A 23,501-nucleotide genomic window follows, 5' to 3' on the forward strand; every position below is an offset into this window, starting at 1 on the left:
AAAGAATAAAAGGAGTTCATCATGAAGAAATTGTTAAAGCGTATCGCAATCGTCGTTATGTTCATAACAACATGTTCAAATGTATATACTGGCCCATCAATTGTTCATGCGCAACCTCCGTATGCCAAATGGGGGAAACTTGCTGTAGAAAAGACGAAAGAACAATATCCAAAAGCTGAGATTATTGATTATCTTCATATCGGTAGAAAACCAAAAACTGTTCAAATAACAGTCGAAAAATTTAAATTGTGGCTTCGTGAAGATGGAAAAGAATATGGTGTTTTTGTTGATGTAGAATTTGAAACGAAGACGGAGAAATTTATAAAGTTGTCGTTTCAGAAGACGAGTAGATAAAATGAAACCCCCACTGTTTAACATATGAACAGTGGGGGTTTCTTTCATTTTTAAAATTCTTCCCTAAATTTTCGATTCCCTAAAAATCTTACCAATATACAAATAGCGCCAATTACAACCGCTATCCCTATACTGTATAAAAGTACGCTACCATATTCCCCTATTCTCGGATCTAAAAACGGATAAGGATACCAATTCACAATCGGGCCACGTATTAAGCTGTACACAACGTAAAAAAACGGGAATAAGAGCCAACTCACAGCTTGTTTCCAAGTGATTTTCTTACTAGGTGGATTTAAAATCCAATCTAAAAGCATTGCAATTGGCATGATATAATGTAGCACCGTATTTACCCATGGTATTGCGGTTTGAAGTGATTCTTCTAATCCTCTTAATAACAAAAAATAAATGAGTCCTGTCGTAAGTATATATACAGTTGCCGCGCCACGAAGTATACCAAACTGCTCTGATCGACCAAATGTAGCAGTTCCTATACTACTAAGAAGGAGAATAACTGCTACTAAGATGTTACTTTCAATCGTGAAAAAGCTAAAAAAATTAACTGGATTGAATGGTTTCACTTGTGATCGTATTATAAATTGCGTAATAATCGCGCTACATGCTAAAAGACTTAAACATAGTCTAAATAAAGATAATGTTTTTACACCTTTCATACATTCTCTCCTCTTCTTATTTAAACTTATCATTCTCCTGTACATGCTCAATAAATAATTTCAATGGAACGAGTCCGCGTTTTGGCATATGACTACTTATTACAGCAACAAGCTCTAACTGCGGAATGATAACGATGTATTGTCCGCCGTATCCCATAGCGAAATATATATAATACGGTATGTGAAATCTTTCGTTATTCAATACCCACCAGTGATATCCATACGCCCCAACATGTTCATACGTTTCAAATAGAGCTGTACTTGATTCTTCTAACCATTTCGAGGATACAATTTCATTACCCTGCCAATATCCATTCTGCAAACATAATATTCCGAGCTTTAATAAATCTTTAGACTTCATTTTCATACCGAATCCGCCGACATGTATTCCTTGGGGATCTTGTTGCCACTCATACTCGGTAATTTCTAACGGATCAAATAAGTAGTTTTTCGCAAACTGCTCTGTCGACATTCCAGTAGCCTTTTGGATAATGTAGCTAAGCAAATGCGAAGAACCTGAGTTATAATTCATTTTTGTAGCCGGTTCTTCAATTATTGGTTTTTCTGATATGTACTGCACCCAGTTTTCCGATTCTACAAAATCATTTGGGAACACTACTCCATTTCCAAACTCTTTCCAATCCTCACCTGTAGTCATCGTTAATAAATGATACAGAGTCAAATCCTGCTTTTCCTCAGATACATTTTCAATCCACTCTGTAATCGGTGTATGTATATCATTTATATAGTCTTTATCGATTGCAATACCAATTAATATAGATACAATGCTTTTTGTAATCGAATTTACTTTAAATAGATTATTTTTACATTCTAACGTTTTATAATACTCAGTTGTTAACTCACCTTTTTGATAAACAAGAAATGTATTTACTTTTTTCTTTTCAAATTTATTTTCTAGTTGCTTGAAATCCAAAACTTTACCTCCAAATTAAATCATTACTTGATTTATTATATCTTGTAACTTCAATTAAAACATACTTGTGTTCAAATAAAAAACAAACCTGCCAGTAATGAACTGACAGGTTTGTTTTTATAATTTCGTGCGAACATTCCAAAGCTCTGGGAAGAATCGTTGATCAAGTACTCGCTTTAAATAAGATACACCAGAAGAGCCGCCTGTTCCCATTTTATGTCCGATAATGCGTTCTACTGTTTTCATATGACGGAAACGCCATTGTTGCAACCAATCTTCAATATCGATTAATTTTTCAGCGAGTTGATATAAATTCCAATATTTTTTCACATCCGCATACACTTCAATCCAAGCTGCTTCTACTGTTGCATCTTCTTCATAAGGCTGCGTAATATCACGATTTAATACATCTTTATGTATCGGGAATCCTTCTTTTACAAGAGCTTGAATTGCGACATCATACAAACTTGGTGTATGTAGCGCTGTATGAAGGCGACCGTGTAATTCTGGATCTTTTTCATAAATTTTTAATGCGTGAGGCGTTTTATAGCCAAGTGCATACTCAATCATACGATATTGATACGATTGAAAACCAGAAGCTTGACCGAGTGAATCACGAAACTCAATGTACTCTGATGGCGTTAATGTCGCAAGAATATCCCAAGATTGAATAATTTGCGACTGAATTTTTGATACACGTGCTAACATTTTAAAAGCTGGTTGTAGTTTATCTTGTTTAATAGATTCGATTGCTGCGTTTAACTCATGTAAAATAAGCTTCATCCAAAGTTCACTTGCTTGGTGAATCACGATGAATAACATTTCATCATGATGGTCTGATAATCTCTTTTGAGAAGAGAGTAAACTATCTAATTGTAAATACTCCCCGTATGTCATATTCTCTTTAAAGTCCGTATGAATCCCTTTTTCCATAATTACCTTTTCGTTTTCTTTCATATTAACCAAACGCCCCTTTTATATAATTCTACTTATATTGGTCTAATAACTGCTCGAACTGGACTTCCATCTGCTTCTGTTAAGGCAAGTGGTAATGCGATTAATTCATAATCACCGTCTGCTACATGATCTAGTACGACATTTTCTAAAATGTGTATGCCATGTTTAAACAATTGATGATGCGCTGCTAATTCTTTATCATCTAATGGATCTACTGATGGTACATCTACCCCGATTAAACGAATACCTTTCTCTGAAAGAAATGGTGCGATATCAGCACGTAAATGCGGTATTATATCTGGGAATTCATTCGTTTTACTATGTGAAGATGTGCGTAACAATAATCTTTCTACGCCTTCTAAATGAAAGTTTTCTAATTCCTTTTTCCCAATGCTTTCAAGATTAGAAACATCTATGATGCGCGCTGGACCAACATAAACTTGAACATCTAAATCTATTACTTTCTTTCCATCATTATCAAAATGAAACGGTGCGTCAATATGAGTACCTGTATGAATACTCATCGTTAACTTTCCGACATTTACTGACCCACTTTCTTCTTTTGACCATGAAACTTCATACGAAAATGGTGTATCCCCTGGCCAAGTGGCAATATCATTATTTAGCGGTTGTGAAATATCAATCCACTCTGATGATTTCATGTTTATGCCACAACCTCTCGCTTATTTTCAAACTGCTTATATTCTTCATCTTTCATAATTCTCTTTAAAATTTGAACAGAATTCCATACTTCCTCGTATGTGTTATATAAAGCAACTGGCGCGAGTCTTACTCCATTAGGTGCACGGAAATCAGGGATAACTCCATTCGCTTTTAACGCTTTACATATGCGTGCTGCTTCTGCATGCTCTAAATAAATGTGTCCACCTCGTTTTTCATCCTCTAATGGATTGCCAATTGTAAATCCAAAATCTTTTAATTCATGATCAATTAAATCTAGCATGTATCTTGTAATATGTAGCGATTTTTCACGTAAACGTTCTATACCAGCATCTTTAAATATTTCAAGAGAACCAATTAACGGCGCAGTACTTAATACGTGCGGTGTACCAATTTGATAAGCACCTGCATGATCAGCAGCTGTTAATGTATGTTCCATATCAAACTGTTTATCTTTTCTAGAACTAAACCAACCTGATAATCCTGGAAGTCTATTAAAATGCTTTTTATGTACATAAAGCCCCGCAACACCACCAGGTCCTGCATTTAAATATTTATAATTACACCAAATAGCGAAATCAACATCCCATTCTTTGAAATAATGCGGAATAGAACCGATTGAATGACATAAATCGAATCCGATATGAATACCACGCTTATGCGCTTCCGCTGTTAAACGTTTCATATCAAGAATTTGGCCGCTTCTATATAGTACAGAAGGCAATAAAATTAACGAGATATCATCTGTCATTGCGTGAATAATATCATCTTCAGAAAGTGTCCTACCATCCCGGCTCTTTACTCGTACTAAATGCTCTTCTGGATCTAATCCTTTTAAACGAATTTGACTTTGAAGTGCATATATATCTGACGGGAATGTTAATTCATCAGCAAGAATTTTTGTACGTATTCCTTTCGGCTCATAAAATGTCGCAATCACTTGGTGTATATTTGTCGTAGTGGAACCGGTTACAATAGTTTCTTCTGGTAAAGCTCCAATAAGAGGTGCAGTCAACTCACCTAATTTCTCCGAGAGGAAAAACCACGGATGCTCTCCTTCAGTCCAGCCGTCAATGCCATACTCCTTCCATGAATCTAGTAAAGTAAGTAATGACTTCTCTGCCCTTTTTGAAAGCAGACCTAATGAGTTTCCATCTAAATATATCGTTCCTTGTTTTTTATAGAATTCAGTTTGAAAATCTTTCAGTTCATCATGTTTATCACATTCAAGCGCATATTCATAAGTTGGTTGAAATGGTTCTTTATACATGGTGTCACCTTCTTTTAATTTTCTTTTTATTCTAACTAATTGAAATATATCACCTTAGTTGATATGACGTCAATGATATTATGTCAGTTGACTTTATATGTGAATTTCTTTTACAATACAGTTATATTTTCAGATATTTCAGTATAAAGAGGTGATTCTTTGAAAAATAGTACTCTTTCAACAAGAAAACACCGCTCCTTAGAAACTAAGAAGAAACTATTACACGCTGGTTACACGATTTTTATACATAACGGATTTCAAAAAACGACAATTACACAAATTATTAAACACGCAGAAACTGGTTATGGAACGGCATATGTATACTTTAAAAACAAAGATGATCTCCTCATTGTTTTAATGGAAGATGTCATGATTCAATTTTATGATATTGCTGAGCGCTCCTTTTCGCCTCAAACGAAAGAAGAAGCACGTATAATGATTCAAAATCAAGTTAGAGCATTCCTACAATTAGCAGAGAAAGAACGAGCTATATTGCAAGTTGTACAAGAAGCAATTGGATTATCAAAAGAGATACGTCAAAAATGGAATGAGATACGGGAACGCTTTATAAACAATATTACGCAAGATATTACATACTCTCAAGAAAATGGATTAGCACAGCCTGAATTGAATGAAGAAATTGTAGCGCGTGCTTGGTTCGCGATGAATGAGATGTTTCTTTGGACGATTGTGAAAAATAATAATAATTTAGAGTTAGAAGAAATAGTACATACATTGACCGAAATGTATACGACGGGATTATATAAATAGCACACCTTCAATAAATAAGGTGTGCTATTTTACATCTATAAAAATATTTTATCTGGGTACGGTAACGCTAGTGGTGGCTTTTCAGATAAAGAGAAATATTGTAGTTTTAAAGATTCACCATCTATCAATTTTAGATCGCCGCTTATCCACTTCATGAATCATTTCAAGTAAGTAATGTAAGAGAAACTTTTACTTATGAAGTCTCAAATAATAGTATTGAAATTACTAGAGATCCAGGTCCAGCAAAAATTCTAAATACAGAGCCAATACATTTATTAAGTATGAAAAAACTCATTACTAATTCTAATGATTGGCGTACATCTCCTGTATTAAAGAAAATTCAAATCTTCGGTTATATCGATGGCATTCCAACTTCTATTCATGATAATGTTTTAAAACGATATTTCCAAGGTAAGAAAAGAGAACGTAACCTTACCTCTTCTGAACTTGCTTATTGGATGACAGAAAGATTTTGTATTGATAGAAAGATGTACCAAACAGCTATTACAATTTTTAATGAGCGAACTTCAAAAAAATAACCTGTTACTCAACATATTAAGTAACAGGTTATTTTAAATATTTTATTACCGATACAATGATACAAATTAGCGATGTAAGTAAAAGCAATAGTCCCATATTCTTATTCTCTTTTTCATCTTTCTTAATGTTTTGTATCCCCATACCAGCAAGCATAAAGTCTAATAATAATTGCAAAATAAGCATACTTTGCTTCGAATCATCATTCCAACTGTAAATAGAATAGCCCATTACAATAATAGCGAGTATGAATGTGGTAATTCTAATCATAAAAACACCCCCTATTTAATTCAATTGTTTTAACCTACTTACAATTCCAACAATAAACTTATACTCAGCTCTACTTTTCCTTACTTTTTTAAAGCCTTCTTTCGTATCAAAAATTAAACACGTTTTCCGAAACCACATTCGTACATATAAAGACTCAAAATAAATAGGTTTTATAATTCCTCTTTCTTCAAATTCAGTTCCATCTTTATTTTCGGTTTCTGTTCGAACAAACCACTTATTTCCGATGCCAATTTCAATATACTTCACATAAGTCCTCCTTCCGGAAATTAATTTCTAACTATTCTATTATTTCCCCGGTAAGCGCATATTCCGACAGAACATGAGCCCACAAAGAAAAAGTAGATTACAAAAATCTACTTTATAGCTTATATTTTTGCATTCGTTTATAAAATGTACTTCGAGGTACATCTAAAAGTTTTGCAGCTAACGAAACATTTCCATTCGTCTTTTCTAGCGCTTCAATCATACTATCACGCTGTATTTTTTCACGGAAATTTAATGTATGCTCCGTTTTGTTTTCTACTTGCAATGCAAGTTGCTGTTGATTTCCCATCATAGTTTGTAATAAAAAAGAGATTTGTTTTTCGCATATTTCCCGTCCTTGCGACAAAATGTAAATACGTTCTAATACATTTAATAATTCCCGAATATTTCCGGGCCATGCATGTTGTGAAAATTGATTACAAATGCTCTTTGGAAATACAACATTCCAATCTTTTTGTTCACAAAAATGTTGTATGAAGTACGGAATATCCTCTTTTCTTTCCATTAACGATGGAACATATAGCGGATAAACATGTAAACGATAATATAAATCTTGACGGAAATTCCCTTCTTCTACTAATCGCAGTAAATCTTTATGTGTCGCAGTAATAATACGAATATTTACTGGTACCTCTTTTGAACTGCCAATTGGAGTTACTGTTCGCTCTTGTAAAACACGCAATAATGCTACTTGCATCTTTGGCGGCACTTCACCAATTTCATCTAAAAATATTGTTCCTCCGTCTGCTTGTTCGAATTTCCCTTTATACCCTTGGCGCCGCGCACCTGTAAACGCACCTTCAGCATAACCGAATAATTCACTTTCCATTAATTCTTTTGGTAATGAACCGCAGTTAACAGCTATAAAAGGGCCATTTTTTCTTGGACTATTTTCATGAATCGCTCTCGCAACATATTCTTTCCCTACACCTGTTTCACCACAAACATATACACTAGCATCAGTTGGTGATACAAGCTTAATTTCTTCTAAAGTATGTTGAAATGCACTGCTCGTCCCAATAACTCCAGGGAAAGTAATTCCGTTTATAAATGAGGAAGTATAGAGTGCATTTTCTTGTTTATTTTCCTTTAAATAAATACATTTCCCAATCATTCTGTTATTACTGTATACTGGTACTTCTAACTTAGATTTCAATCCATTGTGCATTAAATCTTCAAGTTTCATTCGTGACCAATTACATACTCGTTCACGAATTCTCTTGCTCGCAGAAACGATAATATCACGATGATTACAAATAACAACTTGTTCATCACTGTCAATTACATCTAAAAAACGATGGATTAAATGAAGTTCATTTTGATGCACTCGAATACTACATTCACGTTCAATCGCATGTGCAATCGAAGTTACCATCCCGAGCATATATGGATGAGAAAACTCAATCGGACAGGAGAAATCTAGAACCCCTATTAATTTCCCATCATCATTATGAATGGGAGCGGCCGCACAACTCCAGCTATGAGATGCGACAGAATAATGCTCTGTACCACTTATCATAATAGCCTCTTCAATCTGTAACGCGGTTCCTATCGCATTTGTACCAACAGCTGCTTCCGTCCATTTCACACCTTCAATGAAGTTAATATGTTTCGCTCGTTTTAACGTTTGTTGATTTCCACTTAGCGATAGAACGTAACCGTCTGGATCAATTAATAATGCCATCATTTGCAGTTCGTCAATAGTTTTCCTCATATTTTGTAATTGAGGTATTGCTATATCAAGGAAGATTTCACTCTTTTTCTTTTGATCGTGAAAAATATTAGAAGACAAAATTTTCTGACCTTTATTCATATGAGGGTTCACATTTGCTTGTTTACATCGATGCCATGACTCTGAAATTCTTTCGTTTATACGGTTCGAATCAAGGACACCTTCATCAACAAACTTTTTCCATGTATGTAAGTAAAACGGTGAAGCTAACATCGTATCATCTCCCTATTCATTGTTTTGGAGATCTGTAAAAACATACTTTTATTATAAAACTGAATAAAAGCGTTTTCAACAAAACTAGAAAGACGACACAAATATGTTAATAATTAGAATATATTAATGAACTTCTTTATTCTTTTTTAGTAGAACTATATTTTGTATAATGGACGCAAAGAAAATACATAACCAAAACCACTTTTGTGGAGTGCCGTTTATAAAGAAAACTGTCACCGCTATTGCAAATAAAATGGTAGACGCTAAACTAAAATATAATTTTGTTTTAATTCTCATAATCTCTCACTCCTCTATCACTTTACAGTACATACTAACTCTTCATTTTTTAACTCTACTATGTACTTCTGTAAAACATATTCTTTCCCGCCATGTTTTTCATACCAATCCTGTATTCTTTTAACATGCATCTCGTCACTTCTAATTTTTGATTCAATTTCTTTATACTGTTCATAACTATCATATTCCCATATTGCGAATATTTCTGTTGTACCATCATTATTATCTTTCATCCAGCGTCCTATTAGTCTGGAACCATGCTTTAACTGATTAGGTAAGTTCGTGTTAGTAAAATGCTCATTAAATATTTCTACAAATTTATTCTCTACTATATAGTACTTTCTTCTGTAAAACATTCCACTACACCTCTTTTATGAAATGTATGAATAAATCTTCCCATTACTACCGTATTATAATACTTCCCATCACAGCCTTTTATCATTTTTCAAAACACCTTCTACTTCAAAACCTAATCTTTTATAAAGTTGAATGGCTTTTTCGTTTGTCCCTAACACTTGTAATGATATCTTTTTTACTTCATTTTCATCAGCCCACTGAATACATTGTTGCAAAAGACTCTTGCCCATTCCATATCCCCAAAACTCTCTTAAAATACAAACGCCAAACTCTACTTTATGGGATAATCTTTTCAAATTTGACCCTTCACATCTTGAAAATCCAACGATTCGATTGTGCACTTCTGCAACTAAAAACAGATTCTTTGTCTCTTCACTATCTGTTTTTATTATTTTTTGAAACCCTATCTTATCTATAAATCCCTCTCCAGCTTCTCTATCCATATTTTCAGTTTCGCCATCGATCTGAACTCTAATCTTCGATAATTGCTCAGCATCCGTTTCAGCTGCAGAACGAATTGTATAAGCTAATCCATTTATATGAAACTCTTGTCCTTTTATAATCATTTCAAACTCCTTTTAAATGCAGTCTATTGATGCGATTACAATTTCTTTACCTTGTTTCTCAAATTCTTGAATCGTTTCTTTACTAGCCTCTTCATCTGTTATTATAAGATCAATTTCTCTCAGTGACTCTCCTTTTATAAAGCAGTCTATTCCGAGTTTAGTATGAGGCGCTAAACAAATGTTTCTTCTAGCAATCTTACTTACTGTTTTACTAAAATAAGCAACTTCCGGCGTTGCAGTACTTATACCATTCAATGAAATGCCGCCACTTGTAGAAAAATACAGATCAATTGAGAATTGACTTATCAATTCTGAGGCAAGTGTATCTGTCATATTTCCTGATGGTTTCACCTTTCCTCCAATTAAATACGTATCAATATTCTTATATTCCCGTAACGTACTAGCAATTTCTATAGAATTTGTAACAACTGTAAATGATGTTTCAGGTAAATACTTTAACATCGTATAATGAATAGATGCCCCGCCAATAAAAACGGAATCTCCTTCTTGTATGAATGATGCAGCAACTTTCGCAATCGCTCCTTCATCTAGTGAACTATCACGATAACGTTTTGATGGTTCGGCAGCTAAATTCCTTACTCTAGCAAGTTCGATTGCACCTCCATGTGTTCTTTTTAACAAGCCATCCTTCTCCATAATAGACAAATCTCTTCTTATAGAATCAATAGACATATCGAAACTTTCCGCAAGATCTTTAGCAATTACCCTTCCATCTTTCTTAAGTAACTCTAAAATTTTCTCTCTACGCTCTTCAGTAAACATGTTCACACCACCGTTATTGAAGATTCAAAAAATTAATCTGTATTTTTATTATATGCATGCTTTTTCTGTTTTACAATATTTTCAATTCTTATTCTTTCAGCTTTGTACAGGTTTTCTCCTTCTTTCTATCCCATTACATTCAACACCGAATAAATATATATTTGTATATTCTATTAAAATACTTTCATTTACCTCCTTGTTGTTGTAAAATTATTCCTATGTTTTACTTTTTAACACAGAAAGGAATTACTATGAAATCTATAATTAAAGTAACTTGTACAGCATTATTATTTACAGGGCTGATGGCAGGATGTAATGGGAATACTGCACCAAAACAAGAAAAGAGCGCTCTTGAAAAGAATGCAATGCACTATGGGGAAATATTTAAAAACGAATACTATAGAGCAACTGTTGAAAATGCTAAATTCGAAAAAATAGACAAAGAGTGGCGCCTCACAGCTCGCGTTACTATAAATAACGCTCGTGTTGACGGACAAACGATAGATCTTTCAGAAATAAAATATTTCATAAAAGATGACAAAACGGGTGAAAAATACGAAGGTGAAGTTATACAAAATGAAAATGCTAAAAAGGTTCCATCTGAATTCTCTTTAACTACCGACATTGAATTTAATATGAAAACTTCACCAAAAGATTTAAATAATATGTATTTATATATAGATAGCAAAGCTGCGCCGTTAACAGATACATATTGGAAACTTGATAATTTAGCATCTAAATAAAAAACAGTCATATAAGACTGTTTTTTATTTATAAAGTTATAAAGTTTACTAGTTACTTTTCTCAAGAAATACATCTTTTGCACAAATCGTCACTTCTTCAAATGGGCAATCAAATAAAACACCCAATTCAAAACCTTCATTAGTAAGATCTATTTCATGACATAACCACCAAGCACCTTCAAAATTTTCTGGGATAGAACATTTCGAAACTCCTGTAAAAGTTACTTGAAGTTTATCAAATCCACTAAAAGTACCACTGCAATCTAAAGTTATAATTAGCGTATCTTTTGATCTTCTCTCTACTGATTCGACTACACTGTCATGTAGTGAGTATTCATGTAACTGAATAACATGTGTTGGGAGTTTTTTCTTAATCGAATGGAAGTGCTCTAAGTAGAATCGTTCTAAATGAGCCCTTCTTTTCTCACAATCCTCTATCCATTCTTTCATAAGCTTTTTCAATTCACTAGAAGGATATTCTGAATTAATTGTGGTGCTATGAATAAATGGATGTATGGATTCAGGAAGGAATTTTAATAAATCTGTTTTCCTTTCCTTTATTTCATCTATTAAACTTTGTATATCCATTTCTAACCATTCTTTTATAGACTCTATAAAACTTACAAATTCTATAATTTGTATTTCTTTATACCAATCTTTATTGAAATACTTCAATGGCTTTCCTCCTAAAACATTTTAACATCCAGCAAAAGCGATATATCTATTTATTATATCATTCCAATAACTATTTTTTCTAAAGAAAAAATGCAAAACTGTAAATATTCCGCCTTTTATTTCTAAAACTTCAGAATATTTACAATAATGAGTAATTAGAATACATTTTACTAGTACAAAGATTCACCTGTACAAAAATCTAAACAAAAAGGGATGGTTATATGTTGAAGAAATTAGTAGCAGGTACATTAGTAGCGGGATTTGCATTAACTGGAGGACTAGGAGTAGCAAGTGCTGAAGAAAAAGGTAACACAATTAAGTCTTTTGATTATTTAAAAGTGGATGAACAGAATGTTAATTCATTTACAAAATTAAGTGATCAGGATAAGAAAGACATCCAAATTACTATGGTATTACCAGAGCAAAATGAAAATGGAGATTGGCTAGCTTATGGTTTTACTAGCCGTGATACATTAGATGCTTATATTGAAAAGGATAAAAAAGTAATTAAAAATAAAATTAATCCTTTAGGTAGCGGCGCTGGTAGTACTGATTTTTATGAACATAAAGATAAAGGTGGTCAATATATTTACTGGAGTAGCGGTTTTAAAAATTTACCATCTAGCTGGAACGACAGAATTTCCTCTGTAAGTACAGCATCACCTTCTGCAAGTTATTCGACGACACTTTGGGAGCATACTTCTACACAAGGATATGGAAAAGGTGTTGTATTTAAACACGCTGATTGGTACGGTAAAACTGCTAATTTAGCTGCTGATTGGAACGATATTACTTCAGCGATTGACGTAAAAAAATAATAGGATATTCAATTTCTTCTGTAAAAATTCAAACCACTATTCTCTCATTCATTTAGAGAATAGTGGTTTATTATAATTCCATTTAAGCATGTACAGCATGTCCTACCGCTTGCAATAACGCTTCGTGAATTGCTTCAGATAAAGTTGGATGCGCTGCAATATAATCTCTCATAATATCAGCGGTAACTTCCGTATGAATCATTACAGTTCCTTGTCCGATTAGTTCGGTTGCATGAGGACCGATAATAGAAATCCCTACAATTTCTTGATATTTAGGTTCAACAATGACTTTTACTTTACCCGTTTGTTCTCCCATAATAAGCGCTTTTCCGTTTGCTGTAAAAGGAAATTCTCCAATTTGTATGTCACCGTACTGCTCTCTTGCATCTTTTTCGTTTAAACCAACGCTTGCAATTTCTGGTGCTGTATAAATACAGCGCGGTACAGCATGGTAGTTTACTTTTACAGCTTCTCCACTCGTGTGTAATGCTGCTGTCGTTCCTTCGTGGAAGGCTACGTGAGCAAGCTGGATTCCACCAATCACATCACCTGCTGCGTAAATATGTGATACATTGGTTTGCATATGTTCATTCACAGAAATCCCTTTATTTGAATATTGAATGCCTGCTTTTTCTAAATCTAATTGTTGTACACGTGGTTTTCGGCCGACAGAAACGAGAACAAATTCTGGATTAACTTCTTGGATACTTCCTTCATATTCAAATGAAGCTTGCTTTTTATAATTATTTAATCCTTTTAAAGCTGCTCCTGTAAATATTTCTACACCATCTTTTTCTAGTTTCTCTCTTAAAATATGTGCGATATCTTCGTCTTCACCAGGTAATAATTGCGGTGCCATTTCAACAATCATAACCTTTGTTCCAAGACGACTATAAATACTAGCAAACTCGCAACCTATTACACCACCGCCAACAATTAATAATGATTTTGGTATTTCTTCTAGAGACATCGCATGGCTACTATTTAAAATCCACTTCCCATCAAATGGAGCAAAAGATAATGCAGTCGGTTCTGAACCTGCCGCAATAATGAACTGTTCTCCATCTACTACAGTCTCTTTATCACCGTGTGTAACTCTCACTCGGTGATCCGTTTCAAATCTCGCTTTACCTTGTATAACTTTTATTTTATTTTTCTTCATTAAATATTGAATTCCTTGGACGAGCTGCGTTACGATTTGTGATTTCCGCACCTGTATTTGCTTCCAATCAACTGAAATACTTCCTTCGTTAAGCGTAACTCCATAATGATTCGCTTTTCTCACAATATCATGCACTTCTGCACTTTCTAACAATGATTTCGTAGGCATACAACCGACATTTAAACAAGTACCGCCAAGATCAGCTTCATCAATAAGAGTGACATCTTTTCCATTTTGAGCCGCGGTAATTGCCGCTACATAACCAGCTGGGCCGCCTCCAATAACAACTAATTTACTCATTCTCTCACCTTCTCTTTATAAAAGAATTGTTACAGGTTCTTCTAAATAACGTTTAATTGTCTGTAAAAATGCAGCTGCTGGTGCACCATCTAATACACGATGATCAAATGTTAAACTTAAAGGTAACATACTTCCTTTTCTTAATTTTTTTCCTTTATATACAGGAACATGTTCAATAGCACCTATGCCTAAAATACCAGCTTCAGGTGTATTTAGTACCGGTGTAAAATATTCAATCCCAAAGCTACCTAAATTACTAATTGTAAATGTTGTCCCTTGCATATCATCACTATTTAAACTGCCTGTTCGTGCCTTTTGAGCCGCATTCTTAATTTCTTTAGACAACTCTACTAAAGATAGATTATTAGCAAAGCGAATAGCTGGAACGACTAACCCTTTTTCTAATGCGACTGCCATGCCTAAATGAACATGTTCAAATTGATGAATTGCATCATCTATATAAGCGCTGTTCATTTCTTTATGCTCCCCAAGCGCCAATACAACAGCACGAGAAACAAAATCCGTAATGGTTAGTTTGTTATCGTATCGTTTTTGTACAACTTCCGCTATTTCTTTATGTAAAGCAACTAAATCTGTAACATCTACTTTCATCGTTAATGTCAATTGCGCACTATTTTGTAAGCTTGCATGCATACGGTTTGCGATTGCTTTCCGAATACCAGTAACAGGAATTACTTTACTGTTTTCTTTTTCTTGTTCAAGTACTTCTGGAACGTTCACTCTTATTTCAAGTGCTTTTAATACATCTGCCTTGGTAATTCTTCCACCAGGACCTGTACCAACTAATGCCTTGATATCAAGATTTTCAGTTATTGCAATTTTTTTCGCTACCGGAGATATTTTGATTCTTTGCTTCGCCACTTCTTTCGCGTAGGGTTCTGGATGTTGTACATTTTGTACTTCTATATTAGATGTTTTTTCTTCTACAACATGTATACTTTCATGAACGTCTACTTTTTCATTCGGTTTACCGATGTAGCAAATTACAGTGCCAGGTGGAACTCCTTCATCTTCACTTACAGCTATATCAAGTACAGTTCCATCAGCTGGTGCTTCTATTTCCGTTTCAATTTTTTCTGAGTTAATACTAGCAATTAGTTCACCTTTTGCTACATTATCGCCTGTTTTAATATTCCAGTTTGTAATAATACCTTCTTTCATCGCCATCCCTAACTTCGGCATTACAACTTCTACAGCCATATTTCTCTCTCCCTTCTCATCGTTTCATTACACATGTAATAAAGATTGGTTTCCGATCATTTCTGATACAGTTTCAATTACTTTCTCTGGCGTTGGTAAATATAACTTTTCGAGTGGTGGTGAGAATGGAACTGGTGTATGTGGTGCTGTTATTCGTTTAATAGGTGCATCTAATAAATCAAATCCTTTATCCGCTACGATTGCTGCGATATCAGTTGCTATGCTACATCTTGGGTTTGCTTCATCAATAACGATAAGACGATTTGTTTTCTCAACAGATGATAAAATTGTATCTTCATCTAGTGGTGATAAAGAACGCGGATCAATAACTTCTACTTCAAGTCCCTTTTTTGATAATTGTTCAGCAGCTGCAAGAGCGGTATGAACCTGTTTTCCAATTGCGACAATTGTTACATCAGAACCTTCACGTTTCATATCTGCTTTACCTAAAGGAATTGTATAATACCCTTCTGGCACTTCACCTTTCATGTTGTATAGTGTTTTATCTTCAAAGAAAATTACTGGGTCGTCATCTTCAATTGCCGCTAACAATAAGCCTTTTGCGTCATACGGAGTAGAAGGAACGACAACTTTTATACCTGGAATGCTCGTAAATAATGCGTATAAACTTTGTGAATGCTGAGCTGCTGCGCTAAAACCAGCGCCATGCATTGTACGTACTGTAACGGGTACTTTCGCTTTACCACCGAACATATAGCGGAACTTTGCACCTTGGTTTAATACTTGATCAAGACAACTACCGATAAAATCATTAAACATTAATTCAGCTATTGGACGTAAACCTGTTGCCGCCGCTGCCATCGCCGCTCCCATATAACCCGCTTCTGAAATTGGCGTATCTAAAATACGATTTCGGCCAAATTCTTGTACAAGTCCTTTCGTCACGCCAAGTACACCGCCCCATGCTTCATCATCTTGCAAATGATCAACTTGCGCACCACCTGCAACATCTTCTCCGATTAAAATTACATTTTCATCACGACGCATTGATATTTTCATCGCTTCATTAATTGCAGTTGACATACTTACTGTTCTAGTCATTATTTTTCACCCTCCTCTTATTTGTAAGAAACGTATACATCTTTTAATAATTCTGCATCCTCTGGATATGGACTATTTTCACTAAATTCAATTGATTTTTGTACTGCTTCATCTACTGCCTTTTCCATATCTACAAGTTCAGTTTCTGTTAATAATCCTTCATGAATTAAATGCTTACGGAAATGCACAATTGCATCTTTTTCATTTAAATGCTCTTCTTTTTCTTCTGAAGTTTTATATGTTTGCGCTTCACCTTCAAAATGACCGTAGTTACGATATGTCATGCATTCAATAATCGTTGGCCCACCGCCATTACGCGCACGTTCTATCGCTTCTTCCGCGGCTTTATATACTACAAGTAGATCTTTCCCATCCACTTGAACACCTGGAATATTGTAAGCTTTCGCTCGATCTGCAATGGAATCACAACTTGAAGCATATTCAAATGTCGTTGCTTCACCGTAACCGTTATTTTCAGCGATAAAAATAACTGGTAACTTCCAAATCGCCGCTAAGTTAAGCCCTTCATGAAAGGTCCCTTCATTATTCGCACCGTCACCGAAGAAGCAAACACTTACATCTTTTGTTCCTTTATATTTAGCTGTTAATGCTGAACCGCAAGCAAGTGGGAAACCGCCGCCTACAATTCCATTCGCACCAAGCATTCCTTTATCTAAATCGGCAATATGCATGGATCCGCCTTTACCTTTACATAAACCTGTCGCTTTCCCGAAAAGTTCAGCCATCATACCATTTAAATCACAACCTTTTGCGATACAATGCCCATGACCTCTATGTGTACTTGTAATACTGTCACTATCTGTTAAGTGGGCACATACACCAACTGCTACCGCTTCCTCACCTGCGTATAAATGAACGAAACCTGGCAGAACGCCTTGCGCGAATAATTCATGTACCTTATCTTCAAACTTACGAATCTCTAACATTTTTTCATACATCCAATGAGCTTGTTCTTTCGTAATTTCATTCCCTTTACTTTCAGTTGTTTTTAACATGTCCAGCCCTCCTATTTTCTTGTTCATCTTTTATATTGCAAATACTGTGCCAAATTCTAAACCTTGATTTCATCGATTTTCTCTTTTCTTTCAAAATAAAAAAGTGGACAAAATGAGACATATGTCTCGTTTTGTCCACTTTTGTTCACCTAATTTGAGAATTATTATGTTATTCATTATCAAAACTCTTCTGTAACTTCCGGATGTAAATAATTTGACCAATATGATACGCATTATGAGTTGTTACATTTGCTAGCACTTCCCACCACTTTGCAGAAACAGGAAATCCAACTACATCACTTTCAACCTTTTCTTCATTTATAAGCTTTTGCCATTGTAATAGTTTCTCTAGTAGTTTTTCTCTTAACTCATCGAAAGATTGATTATCTGAAAGCATAAAACTTTTGTTATTATCACCAATAGCGGGCACGGCATTCACATTCGATTCTTTGTACCTAGTTTGCCACGTTGAGTTCCAATACAATAAATGTTGTACAATTTCAGCTATACTATTACTCTCTTCATTCGGTTTCCAGAAAGCTTCTCTCTCAGATAGATCTTTCACTGCATCTGAAAATGGAATATACCAACTCGGATCATTCGCATTTGCTAATAACTGATCTGCTAATACGTCTTTAACATGGAACACGTTGCTTCCCCCCGTTAAAAAGATTCATTTCATGACAATACTCACTTCTCTATATACGCTGAGTTTGCAACATTCCCTCTTTTTAGTGTCAATGCCATACAAATACACATAAAGAAACCGAAAGCACCTAATCCATACGCTGCTGTATAACCAATTTCCCCAATAATCCATCCCGCAAGTCCTGGTCCAATCATTTGTCCAACTGCATAAAAAACAGATATAAAACTAATTGCCATTGATACATACTTTTGGGATACTTGCTTTGATGCTGCAACTTGTATTAATAAAAGGATACCACCGAGGCTAGAACCCCAAATAATTGCTGATATAATAAATCCAGTTATATTTCCAAATATAATTGGAATCATATCACCTATTACAGCTAATAAAAGTGCAATACTTAATGCCTTCTTTATACCAATCCGATCCGAAATCAATCCCCAGACAGGAGCTCCTGCGATTGAAAACATACCAGCAATTGCATAAATGCTTCCTGACATTGATGCCGAGATACCACTATCAATCATAAAACTAGTTTGATATAAATTCGGAATTAAGTAAACAATGCCCACAATAAAATACATCCATGCAATAACATATAGTTCTTTTGTTTTCCATAAAAACGATTTATGATTCCTTTTTTCCTCATCTTCGGTTACATCAGGATTTTTCAAAATAATTGAAGCGATACATACTACGATACATGTAATAACCCCAAACAAAAACCATACACCACGCCAACTATACTCAGGAAATGCACGTACTATATAAGGAACAATTATTCCACTAAATAGCATACCTATTCCAGCACCGCTTAATAACAGCCCCATTACAGTTCCTCTTTTGCCTGGAAACCACCCTACCGTTATTGACATGAGTGGCGTATATACTAAAGCACTACCAGCTCCAGCACATAGCATACAAATAGCGACTAGCCAAATTGAATAAACAAAAGATAATCCCAATAAGCTTACAACAACAAGCCAACTCCCTATTAATAAAACGGATTTTGCGCCAAAACGGATAGTAAATATTCCAGATGTTCCTACAGTTAATAAATAGCCTAAAAAAAGTATAGTTCCTAACATACCTGATTGAGATGTAGATAAGTGAAGTCCCTCTTGCATAAATGGCAATATAATTCCATATGTCATACGTGCAAAACCGGTTGTTGTTATAATAAGGAACATTCCTATTAATACAAATACCCAAAAGTGATGTTCATTCCGTTCATTCATTTAAATTCCTCCATAAATAGTTAATTACAATTGGATGTTGATTGTAATTATACTGACCGTTACAAAATACAACTACCAAATAACGGAGGAGTTTACGGTATAGCGGATTTTTAATATATACGTAAAATTTCAGAAGGTTTTATCCCATATTTCTTTTTAAAGGACTCTGAAAAGTGACTAATATTTTTGTACCCAACGGCGATTGCCGTTTCAGTTACATTACTAGTTCCAGAACGTAATAAAAACATTGCCCGTTCCATTCGCTGTTCCCTTAAATATGCAAATGCAGATGTACCAAATAACTCTTTAAATCCCAGTTTTAATTTATAATCATTTAACTCTACTAACTTAGCTAGTTCTAATAATGATGGTGGTAATTCCATCCGCTGCACTAATATTTCTTCAGCATGTTTTATTTTATTTATATCACTTTTTGATAAAACTCTTCTTTTTATTTCATTACGATTTTTTAACAAAAACCTACCAAAATGTATGGAGAGTAATTCAAGCACTTTACTTTCCATTTCTAGTTGATATATACGATCTTGATGTGGAAAATCTATCATTTTTGAAATAATATTAGCTGATAGAGAATCAATTGGACTTTGCAACTTTTTAAATGAGTTATTACCTAATATAGCGTGAAAATTAAGCATTCCTTCATCCGTATAATCCAACATAAAATGATTAAATAATGGTACAGGGATTCCAATAGCTAATGAATATAGAGGCTTCTCTTTTTCATATTCAAATAACACTTCAAAATCATTCATAAAATATAAATAGCTATTTCCAGTCTTTAATTCATACGAAGAATGACCTACTTGCACCTCCGCAAAACCTTGCAAACAAAAATTAAGTTCCACCATTGCTGCATCTGATGCAAACTGAATATGGTGATTATTATGGAATTGAAAGTTTGATAATACAATTTCCATTCCAGAAAACGACGTCCATCTTCGTACCTCTCCTTTACCTAATATATTTGGTACATACATATGTTTCTCATCTTCCATGTGTAATCCATGAAAATATTTATGAAAAATATCATGAAAACCGTTAGTCCTCATGAAATCCACACTCCTTTTATAAATAAACCATTAATTAATTGATAATGTTTTTCAATTATAACAAATAGCTTTAATAAATAGCTATTCGCTATACAATTCGTTATGATAAAAGAAAAAGAAAGCGAGTAAAAAATGAATAAAAAAATCGCTGTTATTACTGGGGCTTCAAGTGGATTCGGACTTTTAACAACACTTGAGCTTGCGAAAAAAGACTATTTAGTTATCGCTACAATGCGAAACATTAATAAGCAAAAAGATTTAATATCTCAAGCTACTAAACTCAACTTACAACAAAATATAAAAATTCAACAATTAGATGTAACCGATCGAAACTCTATACATAACTTTCAATTATTTTTAAAAGGAATAAACAAAGTAGACCTTCTCATTAATAATGCAGGATATGCAACTGGAGGCTTTGTAGAAGAAATCCCAGTGGAGGAATACCGTAAACAATTTGAAACGAATTTTTTTGGCGCCATATCAATCACTCAACTTGTCTTACCATATATGAGAAAGCAGAAAGGTGGAAAAATCATTAATATAAGCAGTATTAGTGGCCAAGTTGGATTTCCTGGTTTATCCCCTTATGTATCTTCAAAATATGCATTAGAAGGCTGGAGTGAATCGCTTCGCTTAGAAGTAAAACCTTTCGGAATAGACGTTGCCTTACTTGAACCTGGTTCTTATAACACGAACATATGGGAAGTTGGTAAACAATTAGCTGAAAACCAATCTGATACAACCTCTCCTTACAAAGAATATATGGATAAAATTCAAAAACATATTAATAGCGGAAGCGATACATTAGGAAACCCGATAGATGTTGCTAATAAAATTGTAGAAATTGCTGAATCTAAGCGTACGAATTTACGATATCCAATTGGAAAAGGTGTAAAATTTATGATCTTTGCGAAGAAGATTCTTCCTTCGAGATTGTGGGAATATCTTGTTTTGAGAAGCTTTAAGAAGATGTAATAGACTTTTTTAAACCATTTTGAAAGAGGTGCTAAACAAATGCTAGGTTTCCCGTACAGGAAAGTGTTTTTAGTTCCGTGGACTGAAGGATGGCGAATTGAGTTTATAAAAGAGAAACAATTCATTGAGGAACAAATTGGCGAACATATTTTAGCGATACACCATATTGGTAGTACTTCTATTCCACATTTAAGCGCAAAGCCAATTATTGATATTGCAATCGAACTAAAAGATTATAAGGACGGTTTAAAATGTATTAAAGAGTTAGAACTACTAAATTATAAATATAGAAAAGATGTACTGCCTGAAAGATACTATTTTAATAAAGGCGAGCCAAGAACTCATCAAATTCATATGTATGAACAAGGGAATACATATTTAATAGAACAATTACAATTCAGAGATTACTTAATAGAAAATAAAACTTCTCGTCTACAATATGAACAGTTAAAAATTCAACTTTCACAAGCTAATCCTAATGATAAACATCAATATGCAGAGGATAAAACAAATTTCGTTACATCCATATTAGCCAAAATAAATGATGAATTTAAATAAGAAACCATTTAGTAGGAAATGGTTTCTTATTTATTAGTTATCTCATGATTTTCATCTCCGTATATCTCTTGCATTTTATGTAGCAGTTGGAACGAAATAAAATAGTATTGAGAGCATCAATATAAAAGCAACCATTCCCATTATCGAAAGTATATATTCTTTTGATTCTCTATCATATTTCCATTCCATCCATGCTCTTAAAGTACATGATATCCCTAAATAAGTGAACATGACATAAGCCATGTTAGAGTTTTCAAATTTAAACATATAATAACAACTGCCTATTACATAAATAATAATAAGTCCTATTTCTAATTTTACATGTAAACTATTCACATGCTTATATCCAAAGAAACCTCTTTTCTCCATATTCAATTTTCTTCTTAAAAACTGTTCTAAAAAGTAACCACCTATACCCAGTCCAATAATAATAATCAAGATTGTAGAGGTACCCATTGTTATCCCCCTCCCATTGCTTTATTTGTTTTTAGAAATAAAGTGGACTATATTTCGGTTATTCTCTTCTAAATAACTTACAATTCCTTCAGGATATGTTGGTTTCTCCTTCAATTCGTCTAGACTTTTCCAAATTAATATAATATCTTCATGTTCTTTATGTCTTATTTCATTTGTAATTATCTCTTCAACCGTTCCCCAATGTATTAATGTGCAATGATGTCCTTTTTCGTTGTTTCACTCAAAAATATGCTCATTTACAACGGCTAATTCTTGAACATCAATCTTCAAATCGTATTCTTCCATTAATTCTCGTATTATTGCTTCTTTTGCTGTTTCTCCAAATTCAATAGAACCGCCTGGAAAACGATAAAATGATTCATTTTCATCGCATTGAACGAGCACTTTAGAGTTATCCCCATCATAAATAATGAATCCTACACGCAATACAGTTCTTTTTATTACATTCCTCTTTTACATTTTTTATTAACAACATATTAATCAAAGGAAGAAATATATTATTATCCCCGTTATTAGTAACGCTGCAACTGCAAATAATGAAATCAAGAACTCCCGCGATTCCTTATCATACTTCCACTCCATATATGATTGAAATCCATATAACGTAATAAGAAATAAAAGTGGTACATACCCCATAAGTATACGGCTTGGAAGAAAAGCGCTAATAGCAATAACAACTATATAAGAGAAAATAATAATTCTACTTCCCCATTTATGTGTTTTATTCACATATTGATTATCCCATCCCTTTTGTTTCGGGATGTTTAACCTTTTTCTTGCTATTTTTTCAAAAACGAATATAGATATTATCCATAAAATTAATAGAGTTACTTTGGTAATTGACAGAAAACCC

Annotated in this window: 27 protein-coding genes and 4 pseudogenes; 7 read left to right on the plus strand and 24 right to left on the minus strand. The window is 33.9% G+C overall.

The annotated features are described in order from the left end of the window. Nucleotides 1-21: 21 nt before the first annotated feature. Nucleotides 22-354, plus strand: a complete 333-nt coding sequence (locus KZZ19_RS13315) for a DUF3889 domain-containing protein (RefSeq protein ID WP_088096591.1) — start codon at nt 22-24, stop codon at nt 352-354. A 50-nt stretch (nt 355-404) separates the two neighbouring features. Here KZZ19_RS13315 and KZZ19_RS13320 read toward each other — a convergent pair whose 3' ends face one another. The 5 genes from KZZ19_RS13320 to kynU all read right to left on the minus strand — a co-directional run bounded on the left by KZZ19_RS13320 (nt 405) and on the right by kynU (nt 4,870). Next, the gene (locus tag KZZ19_RS13320; RefSeq protein ID WP_237980366.1) at nt 405-1,028 is read right to left on the minus strand and encodes a Pr6Pr family membrane protein; all 624 of its coding nucleotides are present in this window, start codon (nt 1,026-1,028) and stop codon (nt 405-407) included. Nucleotides 1,029-1,044: 16 nt separating this feature from the next. Beyond that, on the minus strand, nt 1,045-1,962 hold the full coding sequence (locus KZZ19_RS13325) for a serine hydrolase domain-containing protein (RefSeq protein WP_237980364.1): 918 nt from the start codon (nt 1,960-1,962) through the stop codon (nt 1,045-1,047). 117 nt (nt 1,963-2,079) lie between these two features. Beyond that, nucleotides 2,080-2,919, minus strand: a complete 840-nt coding sequence (kynA, locus tag KZZ19_RS13330) for a tryptophan 2,3-dioxygenase (RefSeq protein WP_088096594.1) — start codon at nt 2,917-2,919, stop codon at nt 2,080-2,082. 32 nt (nt 2,920-2,951) lie between these two features. Next, nucleotides 2,952-3,581 (minus strand): arylformamidase, encoded by a 630-nt coding sequence (gene kynB, locus KZZ19_RS13335; protein WP_088096595.1) that lies wholly within the window; start codon nt 3,579-3,581, stop codon nt 2,952-2,954. 2 nt (nt 3,582-3,583) lie between these two features. Next, nucleotides 3,584-4,870, minus strand: coding sequence for a kynureninase (kynU, locus tag KZZ19_RS13340; RefSeq protein WP_088096596.1), 1,287 nt, complete (start codon nt 4,868-4,870; stop codon nt 3,584-3,586). A gap of 159 nt (nt 4,871-5,029) precedes the next feature. Here kynU and KZZ19_RS13345 point away from each other — a divergent pair, with 159 nt between their 5' ends. Next, nucleotides 5,030-5,641 carry a TetR/AcrR family transcriptional regulator gene (locus KZZ19_RS13345; RefSeq protein WP_088096597.1) on the plus strand — a complete coding sequence of 204 codons (612 nt, stop codon included), beginning with the start codon at nt 5,030-5,032 and terminating at the stop codon, nt 5,639-5,641. Nucleotides 5,642-5,676: 35 nt separating this feature from the next. Here the strand turns inward: KZZ19_RS13345 and KZZ19_RS13350 are convergent. Beyond that, nucleotides 5,677-5,784 (minus strand): annotated as a pseudogene (locus KZZ19_RS13350) (NUDIX hydrolase); the annotation flags it as partial. On the opposite strand from KZZ19_RS13350, the pseudogene KZZ19_RS13355 reads away from it, so the two are divergent. Next, nucleotides 5,782-6,180 (plus strand): annotated as a pseudogene (locus KZZ19_RS13355) (hypothetical protein); the annotation flags it as partial. The pseudogenes KZZ19_RS13350 and KZZ19_RS13355 sit on opposite strands and share 3 nt — an antisense overlap. Before the next feature lie 28 nt (nt 6,181-6,208). Here the strand turns inward: KZZ19_RS13355 and KZZ19_RS13360 are convergent. From KZZ19_RS13360 to KZZ19_RS13390, 7 genes and pseudogenes are all read right to left on the minus strand, one after another. Further along, on the minus strand, nt 6,209-6,448 hold the full coding sequence (locus KZZ19_RS13360; protein ID WP_237980362.1) for a DUF3953 domain-containing protein: 240 nt from the start codon (nt 6,446-6,448) through the stop codon (nt 6,209-6,211). Nucleotides 6,449-6,463: 15 nt separating this feature from the next. Then, the gene (locus KZZ19_RS13365) at nt 6,464-6,715 is read right to left on the minus strand and encodes a DUF3977 family protein (RefSeq protein WP_237980360.1); all 252 of its coding nucleotides are present in this window, start codon (nt 6,713-6,715) and stop codon (nt 6,464-6,466) included. A gap of 112 nt (nt 6,716-6,827) precedes the next feature. Further along, nucleotides 6,828-8,678 (minus strand): sigma-54-dependent Fis family transcriptional regulator, encoded by a 1,851-nt coding sequence (locus KZZ19_RS13370; protein ID WP_237980358.1) that lies wholly within the window; start codon nt 8,676-8,678, stop codon nt 6,828-6,830. 123 nt (nt 8,679-8,801) lie between these two features. Beyond that, nucleotides 8,802-8,975: a hypothetical protein gene (locus tag KZZ19_RS13375; RefSeq protein WP_088096601.1), complete on the minus strand. Its 174-nt coding sequence runs from the start codon at nt 8,973-8,975 to the stop codon at nt 8,802-8,804. A gap of 17 nt (nt 8,976-8,992) precedes the next feature. Next, a complete protein-coding gene (locus tag KZZ19_RS13380) occupies nt 8,993-9,331 on the minus strand; it encodes an NIPSNAP family protein (RefSeq protein ID WP_088096602.1) in 339 nt (112 codons plus the stop codon). Beyond that, nucleotides 9,304-9,898 (minus strand): annotated as a pseudogene (locus KZZ19_RS13385) (GNAT family N-acetyltransferase). Before KZZ19_RS13385 ends, KZZ19_RS13380 begins: the two are co-directional and overlap by 28 nt. A 12-nt stretch (nt 9,899-9,910) precedes the next feature. After that, on the minus strand, nt 9,911-10,681 hold the full coding sequence (locus KZZ19_RS13390; protein ID WP_237980356.1) for a DeoR/GlpR family DNA-binding transcription regulator: 771 nt from the start codon (nt 10,679-10,681) through the stop codon (nt 9,911-9,913). A 251-nt stretch (nt 10,682-10,932) separates the two neighbouring features. Between KZZ19_RS13390 and KZZ19_RS13395 the strand changes: the two genes are divergently transcribed. Next, on the plus strand, nt 10,933-11,424 hold the full coding sequence (locus KZZ19_RS13395) for a hypothetical protein (RefSeq protein ID WP_088096606.1): 492 nt from the start codon (nt 10,933-10,935) through the stop codon (nt 11,422-11,424). A gap of 48 nt (nt 11,425-11,472) precedes the next feature. Here the strand turns inward: KZZ19_RS13395 and KZZ19_RS13400 are convergent, their stop codons facing one another. Next, on the minus strand, nt 11,473-12,099 hold the full coding sequence (locus KZZ19_RS13400) for a DUF4085 family protein (RefSeq protein WP_088096607.1): 627 nt from the start codon (nt 12,097-12,099) through the stop codon (nt 11,473-11,475). 221 nt (nt 12,100-12,320) lie between these two features. On the opposite strand from KZZ19_RS13400, the gene KZZ19_RS13405 reads away from it, so the two are divergent. After that, entirely contained in the window at nt 12,321-12,917 is a 597-nt protein-coding gene (locus KZZ19_RS13405; protein WP_088083806.1) for a hypothetical protein, read from the plus strand. Nucleotides 12,918-12,999: 82 nt separating this feature from the next. Here the strand turns inward: KZZ19_RS13405 and lpdA are convergent, their stop codons facing one another. The 7 genes from lpdA to KZZ19_RS13440 all read right to left on the minus strand — a co-directional run bounded on the left by lpdA (nt 13,000) and on the right by KZZ19_RS13440 (nt 20,635). Then, nucleotides 13,000-14,379 (minus strand): dihydrolipoyl dehydrogenase, encoded by a 1,380-nt coding sequence (gene lpdA / locus KZZ19_RS13410; RefSeq protein ID WP_237980354.1) that lies wholly within the window; start codon nt 14,377-14,379, stop codon nt 13,000-13,002. Between the two features lie 15 nt (nt 14,380-14,394). Continuing rightward, entirely contained in the window at nt 14,395-15,600 is a 1,206-nt protein-coding gene (locus tag KZZ19_RS13415; protein WP_237980352.1) for a dihydrolipoamide acetyltransferase family protein, read from the minus strand. 27 nt (nt 15,601-15,627) lie between these two features. Further along, nucleotides 15,628-16,662, minus strand: coding sequence for an acetoin:2,6-dichlorophenolindophenol oxidoreductase subunit beta (acoB, locus tag KZZ19_RS13420; RefSeq protein WP_237980351.1), 1,035 nt, complete (start codon nt 16,660-16,662; stop codon nt 15,628-15,630). A gap of 17 nt (nt 16,663-16,679) precedes the next feature. After that, nucleotides 16,680-17,678 (minus strand): acetoin:2,6-dichlorophenolindophenol oxidoreductase subunit alpha, encoded by a 999-nt coding sequence (gene acoA / locus KZZ19_RS13425; protein ID WP_237980350.1) that lies wholly within the window; start codon nt 17,676-17,678, stop codon nt 16,680-16,682. Nucleotides 17,679-17,847: 169 nt separating this feature from the next. Next, the gene (locus KZZ19_RS13430; protein WP_237980347.1) at nt 17,848-18,327 is read right to left on the minus strand and encodes a DinB family protein; all 480 of its coding nucleotides are present in this window, start codon (nt 18,325-18,327) and stop codon (nt 17,848-17,850) included. A 41-nt stretch (nt 18,328-18,368) separates the two neighbouring features. After that, nucleotides 18,369-19,565, minus strand: a complete 1,197-nt coding sequence (locus KZZ19_RS13435) for an MFS transporter (RefSeq protein ID WP_237980345.1) — start codon at nt 19,563-19,565, stop codon at nt 18,369-18,371. A gap of 110 nt (nt 19,566-19,675) precedes the next feature. After that, entirely contained in the window at nt 19,676-20,635 is a 960-nt protein-coding gene (locus KZZ19_RS13440; protein ID WP_237980343.1) for a helix-turn-helix transcriptional regulator, read from the minus strand. Nucleotides 20,636-20,767: 132 nt separating this feature from the next. Between KZZ19_RS13440 and KZZ19_RS13445 the strand changes: the two genes are divergently transcribed. Together KZZ19_RS13445 and KZZ19_RS13450 are read left to right on the plus strand one after the other, a co-directional pair. Beyond that, nucleotides 20,768-21,613 carry an oxidoreductase gene (locus KZZ19_RS13445; RefSeq protein ID WP_237980341.1) on the plus strand — a complete coding sequence of 282 codons (846 nt, stop codon included), beginning with the start codon at nt 20,768-20,770 and terminating at the stop codon, nt 21,611-21,613. 39 nt (nt 21,614-21,652) lie between these two features. Next, entirely contained in the window at nt 21,653-22,171 is a 519-nt protein-coding gene (locus tag KZZ19_RS13450) for a GrpB family protein (RefSeq protein ID WP_237980339.1), read from the plus strand. 75 nt (nt 22,172-22,246) lie between these two features. On the opposite strand, the gene KZZ19_RS13455 is transcribed toward KZZ19_RS13450, so the two are convergent. The 3 genes and pseudogenes from KZZ19_RS13455 to KZZ19_RS13465 all read right to left on the minus strand — a co-directional run bounded on the left by KZZ19_RS13455 (nt 22,247) and on the right by KZZ19_RS13465 (nt 23,488). After that, nucleotides 22,247-22,627 carry a DUF4181 domain-containing protein gene (locus tag KZZ19_RS13455; RefSeq protein WP_237980337.1) on the minus strand — a complete coding sequence of 127 codons (381 nt, stop codon included), beginning with the start codon at nt 22,625-22,627 and terminating at the stop codon, nt 22,247-22,249. Nucleotides 22,628-22,648: 21 nt separating this feature from the next. Further along, a pseudogene (locus KZZ19_RS13460) lies at nt 22,649-23,089 on the minus strand (NUDIX domain-containing protein). Between the two features lie 39 nt (nt 23,090-23,128). Beyond that, complete coding sequence (locus tag KZZ19_RS13465; RefSeq protein WP_237980494.1) at nt 23,129-23,488, minus strand: DUF4181 domain-containing protein; 360 nt, start codon at nt 23,486-23,488, stop codon at nt 23,129-23,131. Nucleotides 23,489-23,501 lie beyond the last annotated feature (13 nt).

The sequence above is a fragment of the Bacillus thuringiensis genome (assembly GCF_022095615.2).
Lineage (GTDB): Bacteria > Bacillota > Bacilli > Bacillales > Bacillaceae_G > Bacillus_A > Bacillus_A cereus_AG.

Bases quoted from the DNA above. Each gene is read 5' to 3' on its own strand.
- lpdA (WP_237980354.1), bottom strand. From the start codon at position 14,379: ATGAGTAAATTAGTTGTTATTGGAGGCGGCCCAGCTGGTTATGTAGCG.
- KZZ19_RS13375 (WP_088096601.1), bottom strand. From the start codon at position 8,975: ATGAGAATTAAAACAAAATTATATTTTAGTTTAGCGTCTACCATTTTA.
- KZZ19_RS13455 (WP_237980337.1), bottom strand. From the start codon at position 22,627: ATGGGTACCTCTACAATCTTGATTATTATTATTGGACTGGGTATAGGT.
- KZZ19_RS13380 (WP_088096602.1), bottom strand. From the start codon at position 9,331: ATGTTTTACAGAAGAAAGTACTATATAGTAGAGAATAAATTTGTAGAA.
- KZZ19_RS13395 (WP_088096606.1), top strand. From the start codon at position 10,933: ATGAAATCTATAATTAAAGTAACTTGTACAGCATTATTATTTACAGGG.
- KZZ19_RS13415 (WP_237980352.1), bottom strand. From the start codon at position 15,600: ATGGCTGTAGAAGTTGTAATGCCGAAGTTAGGGATGGCGATGAAAGAA.
- KZZ19_RS13440 (WP_237980343.1), bottom strand. From the start codon at position 20,635: ATGAGGACTAACGGTTTTCATGATATTTTTCATAAATATTTTCATGGA.
- KZZ19_RS13445 (WP_237980341.1), top strand. From the start codon at position 20,768: ATGAATAAAAAAATCGCTGTTATTACTGGGGCTTCAAGTGGATTCGGA.
- kynU (WP_088096596.1), bottom strand. From the start codon at position 4,870: ATGTATAAAGAACCATTTCAACCAACTTATGAATATGCGCTTGAATGT.
- KZZ19_RS13315 (WP_088096591.1), top strand. From the start codon at position 22: ATGAAGAAATTGTTAAAGCGTATCGCAATCGTCGTTATGTTCATAACA.
- KZZ19_RS13320 (WP_237980366.1), bottom strand. From the start codon at position 1,028: ATGAAAGGTGTAAAAACATTATCTTTATTTAGACTATGTTTAAGTCTT.
- kynB (WP_088096595.1), bottom strand. From the start codon at position 3,581: ATGAAATCATCAGAGTGGATTGATATTTCACAACCGCTAAATAATGAT.
- KZZ19_RS13390 (WP_237980356.1), bottom strand. From the start codon at position 10,681: ATGTTTACTGAAGAGCGTAGAGAGAAAATTTTAGAGTTACTTAAGAAA.
- KZZ19_RS13370 (WP_237980358.1), bottom strand. From the start codon at position 8,678: ATGTTAGCTTCACCGTTTTACTTACATACATGGAAAAAGTTTGTTGAT.
- acoB (WP_237980351.1), bottom strand. From the start codon at position 16,662: ATGACTAGAACAGTAAGTATGTCAACTGCAATTAATGAAGCGATGAAA.
- KZZ19_RS13450 (WP_237980339.1), top strand. From the start codon at position 21,653: ATGCTAGGTTTCCCGTACAGGAAAGTGTTTTTAGTTCCGTGGACTGAA.
- KZZ19_RS13435 (WP_237980345.1), bottom strand. From the start codon at position 19,565: ATGAATGAACGGAATGAACATCACTTTTGGGTATTTGTATTAATAGGA.
- acoA (WP_237980350.1), bottom strand. From the start codon at position 17,678: ATGTTAAAAACAACTGAAAGTAAAGGGAATGAAATTACGAAAGAACAA.
- KZZ19_RS13405 (WP_088083806.1), top strand. From the start codon at position 12,321: ATGTTGAAGAAATTAGTAGCAGGTACATTAGTAGCGGGATTTGCATTA.
- kynA (WP_088096594.1), bottom strand. From the start codon at position 2,919: ATGAAAGAAAACGAAAAGGTAATTATGGAAAAAGGGATTCATACGGAC.
- KZZ19_RS13360 (WP_237980362.1), bottom strand. From the start codon at position 6,448: ATGATTAGAATTACCACATTCATACTCGCTATTATTGTAATGGGCTAT.